This window comes from Phyllobacterium sp. (assembly GCF_037994405.1).
In the GTDB taxonomy this organism is placed as follows: domain Bacteria; phylum Pseudomonadota; class Alphaproteobacteria; order Rhizobiales; family Rhizobiaceae; genus Phyllobacterium.
In genome coordinates this window covers 1-4,426 of the sequence record NZ_JBBNAN010000210.1, presented here as the reverse complement: position 1 = coordinate 4,426, position 4,426 = coordinate 1, and the positions used below count along the sequence as shown (strand labels likewise).

The 4,426-nt window shown below is 55.4% G+C and carries 3 protein-coding genes and 1 pseudogene; all 4 read left to right on the top strand.

Annotation, left to right across the window (positions count from 1 at the left end; genetic code table 11):
- Window positions 1-298: 298 nt before the first annotated feature.
- Window positions 299-601: pseudogene (locus AAAC48_RS11935) on the top strand (aspartate-alanine antiporter); the annotation flags it as partial.
- A gap of 190 nt (window positions 602-791) precedes the next feature.
- Window positions 792-2,198, top strand: coding sequence for a DUF3300 domain-containing protein (locus AAAC48_RS11930; protein ID WP_340654381.1), 1,407 nt, complete (start codon window positions 792-794; stop codon window positions 2,196-2,198).
- A gap of 44 nt (window positions 2,199-2,242) precedes the next feature.
- Window positions 2,243-3,172: a DUF2950 domain-containing protein gene (locus tag AAAC48_RS11925; RefSeq protein ID WP_340654380.1), complete on the top strand. Its 930-nt coding sequence runs from the start codon at window positions 2,243-2,245 to the stop codon at window positions 3,170-3,172.
- An 87-nt stretch (window positions 3,173-3,259) separates the two neighbouring features.
- Window positions 3,260-4,426 (top strand): glycosyltransferase family 2 protein (locus tag AAAC48_RS11920; RefSeq protein ID WP_340654378.1); only part of this gene is annotated, 1,167 nt, incomplete at its 3' end.

The following is a 4,426-nucleotide window of genomic DNA, read 5'->3' as shown; positions in this document are numbered from 1 at the left end:
GCTGAATCTAACTGCCTCAAACGGAAAGTACCAACTTTACCGACAATGCTCTGCCAAAATACATTCCACGTTGCTCAAAGGTAGTCGACCTTCGAGTAGTCGCTATATTAGTATACAAATATATTCGTTCATTATTCTATTCTTGAATCCTGCGCCCATAAGTGTACTCTTGTCAATAATAATTGGTGAGGACGAAGAACGACATACGCTGCTCGTAGATTGCCAAGAGCTGCATGCCGTTCCGACAATGGGGGCACCATGTTGTGAATACCCTGCGCAGCTATCCCGAAATCGCCATTCGTCCGGACCTGGATTCGTCGCGGGCCTCAAGCAGCTTGGCTTCAGCCTCTTCCTTTGGGGCATCGTGGTGACGACCGTTCCCCTGATCCTTGCCATGTATGTTGGGAAATACGTGTTCCGCTTTCATCCCGCTATTTTGTTGGGTTGCTGCTCGGGCGCGCGTACGACGACCGCATCACTTGGTATGATCAACGATCGGGCGAAGAGCCAGATCCCCGGACTTGGCTATACGGTCACCTATGCAGTGGGAAACACGTTCCTGACTATCTGGGGAATGGTGATTGTCATGCTGTTGACATAGCCCTACTAGAATTAGTGTCGAGAGTGCTTAACAATTTGATTTTGCGAGGATAATCCGTTTCATCATGAATTAAAATTTAAAGTGACTGCTTAGCCTTTGATGACTGATTTTGGGTCATCTCAACAATGCGCGGGCACGCGCAAGAAGGCATGAATCGTAACACGCCTTGAGAATACTGGGGAGAACCGTGATGTCATTTCACAAGAATACGATCGCTCTCATGACATCGGCAGCACTGATGCTGCTTTCGGGACCATGGCTGCACAACGCCTCAGCTCAAACCCAACCCGCGCCGGCAACGGCGACCGCCGCAGCTGAAGCGCCAGCCTTGCTGACCGCGGACGAGCTGGAAACGCTTGTTGCGCGCATCGCGCTTTATCCCGACGATCTGGTCGCGCTGGTGCTGTCGGCGGCAGTCAACCCGTTGCAGATCGTGCAGGCTGCTCGGTTCATGGATCAAGCCAAAAACAAGCCCGATTTGAAGCCCGACCCCGCCTGGGACGGCAGTATCATTTCACTGCTCAATTATCCGGCTGTGCTGACGATGATGAATGACGATCTCGAATGGACGCAACAACTTGGTGGGGCGGTTGTCGACCAGCAGAAGGACGTTCTCGTCGCGATTCAGCAGCTGCGTGACAAGGCGGTGGCCGACGGGACAATCAAGTCGGACAGTAAGGTGATCGTCGAAACGAAGAACGACAATGTCATTATCCGGCCTACGCAAAAGGAAGTGACGTATGTTCCAACATATGACCCGGTGATCTTGACCAGCCCGGCTTACGTAGCGACCGAGCCGATCGTCTACGGCGATCCATATCCTTCCTATTATTACCCCTATGCACCCTATTGGACCGGCTTCCTGACCGGAGCGGTTTGGGGCGCAGCGGTGGACTGGGATAACTGGCATTCCTGGGGCGGGGACGACGTTGACATCGACATCAACAACATCAACCGCGACGACTTCCATTTTGACAGAAACAACCTGAAGAATCTCACCTTCGACAGGGACAAGTTCAAATTCGATCGCGATTCCATCGCCAACAACCTTCGCCAGAACAACGCAAACCGCCTCGATCTGAAAAGCAATCGGCAGTCTGGCAGGTCGTCCGGCGGGCTTGCCGGCGCCGGATCGAAAATCCAGAGCAGCGATATTCGGCGTGACGTGCAGCAAGGCCTCAAACAAAAAGCTGGGGGCAAGATCGCCAGCAAAGCTCAAGGGCAAGCTGCAAGCCGTAATATTGGACAGAAGGCAGCAGCCAACCGGCCAAACAAGGGCCAGGCCGCCAATCTCAACCGTCCAAGCAAGGCGGGTGGCCAACTCAAGAATATTGATCGTCCCAGCAAGAAGGCGGCAGGACGCATTGACAACCGTCCGAGGCAGCCGAGCGCACTTGGCAATTACGGTCCTGGCCGCGACACGCGCATCGCATCCCAACGCGGTAACTTCCGTCGCGACTTCGGTGGCGGTGCAAGAGTCGGGCACGGTGGGGGCGGTCCGCGGATCTCACACGGTGGGGGAGGAAGACGGCAGATGGGCGGCGGTGGCCGAGGCGGTGGTAGAGGCGGTGGTGGCAGAGGCGGTGGTCGCCGTTGATGTGGACAAGGCCAATAGACTTTCGTTTTGAAGGGGATTTCAAAATGTATCGCACAATTCTGAAAATGATCGGGATCGCCGCTATCCTTGCAATTCTGCCAGTGACGGTGTCATTCGCAGCCGAACCGTCTCTCCAACGTTTTGTTGGGTCCGAGCCTCAAACGTTCAAGGAACCCGGCGAGGCATTGGACGCGCTGAAGAAAGGGCTAGAGGCCAAGGATGTCGATGCCCTGGCGAAATTGCTCGGACTAAATGCCGAACAGGCTAAAAAGTCTGAAGACTTGGACGACCGGCTCTCGGAACTCCAGCAGGCATCCAAGGAACGCACCGAATTGAAGGATCGCGACGACGGCGCCAAGGAAGTGATCTTGGGTAGTCGCGTCTGGCCATTCCCGTTTCCACTCGTCAAACATGATGCGGGCTGGCAGTTCGACACTGTTGCAGGTCTGGAGGAAATCCTCGCGCGCCGTATAGGAGAGAACGAGCTTCAGGCGATTCAGACTTGCCGTGATGAAGTCCTCGCCCAGACCACCTATGCCCAGGAAGACCATGATGGTGACGGCGTGCTAGAATTTGCGCAGAAGATCATCAGCGACGAAGGCAAGCAGGATGGCCTTTATTGGAAATCTGAAAGCGGCGAGGAAAGTCCGGCGGGCAGTTTTGCCGATGCGGCCAAGATCGAAGGTGCTCCGGCCTCAGACCATGGTTATTTCGGCTATCGCTACCGCATCCTCAAATCCCAAGGAAGCAACATTGCCGGCGGCAAGTACGACTTCGTCATAAATGGCAACATGATTGCCGGACACGCGCTGATCGCTTGGCCGGCAATATACGGCGAGACCGGTATTATGACCTTCGTCGTCAGTCATCATGGCACGGTTTACGAAAAGGATCTCGGCCCGAGCACCGCCAAGCTGGCGAAGGAAATCAGCGTGTTCAATCCCGACAAAACGTGGGTGCCCGTCGAAGAATGACTGCAACGGGGATTGCATTTTCGACTATCATCGATCCGAACAGTGTCGAGCTGGCGTTCGACCTGGACTGCGCCGACCAGAGCATCAATGGTTGCATTTGTCGGCCCCTTCAGTCACGATGAAAGACGTACCATGCTCATGGACGCCGCGATGCTCGAATTGGCGCAATATCTGGCCGGAACGAACTTGTTTGCGCTGTTGTTCGCGGCTTTTATGTTCGACATTCCACGCTACACGTTTTCGTTGATCTCACTGGCCCTGCTCTTATCCCTAAGACGAAAGCACAGGCTTAGCGACACGCCTCATGACACCGCCACAGTAAGTGTCATAGTGCCAGCCTTCAACGGCGCTGGCGGCCTAAACCGCTCAATCGCTTCGCTAAGCCGGCAAACATTGCCGCCGCTCGAGATTATCGTAGTGGATGACGGTTCCACCGATGCGACACGAGCCATCGCGGAAGGTGCTCGCTCACGCGGCGAGATTGATATGGTCATCTGCCACGGCACGCGCTGTGGCCGTAGCGCAGCCGTTAACGCGGCCGCGCGATTCGCACACGGCGATCTGCTTCTGACAGTGGATTCGGATACGGTTGTCGGTCCAACGACATTGGCGCGGATGGTTGCCGCTTTTCGCAATCCGCATGTCGCGGCCGCAAGCTGCAACGTCGACGTCACCAATGAGCGCCAAACGCTAACGACCGGGCTTCAAGGCGTAGAATACCTGATGTCCTTTTCCGCGGGACGGTCTTTCCTCGACGTGATCGGAGCGATAGCCTGCTGTTCCGGAGCCTGTTCCATATACCGCCGCGATGTTTTCAGGCGACAGGGCGGGCTCGATGTCGGTCCCGGCGAGGATCTGGAGTTCACACTGCGCCTCCGCCGCCTGGGCTATGCTGTCCGCTTCGTGCCGGATGCCTGGGTGATGACAGCTGTTCCAGACAATCCCGTCAGTCTCTTGCGGCAGCGAGCGCGCTGGGATCGGGATGCGTTGCGAATCCGTTTTATGATGTATGGCGAGTTCAGCCTGTCCCAGCCACGCGAACGATTGCCGGACACGTTCCAAAGATTGGACTTCATCGTTCTTGATTTGCTGCCGACCCTCATTTTTCCGTTTTATTTGATCTACCTTGTCGCTTTGTTTGGGGCGAACACGATCCTGTTTCTTTCGGCCGTTTACGTGCTGATGCTTTTCATTTCGCTCTTCAACGTCATGATCGCTTCAGCCTTGTTTAACCGCTCCGCCAGTTTGTTCAGC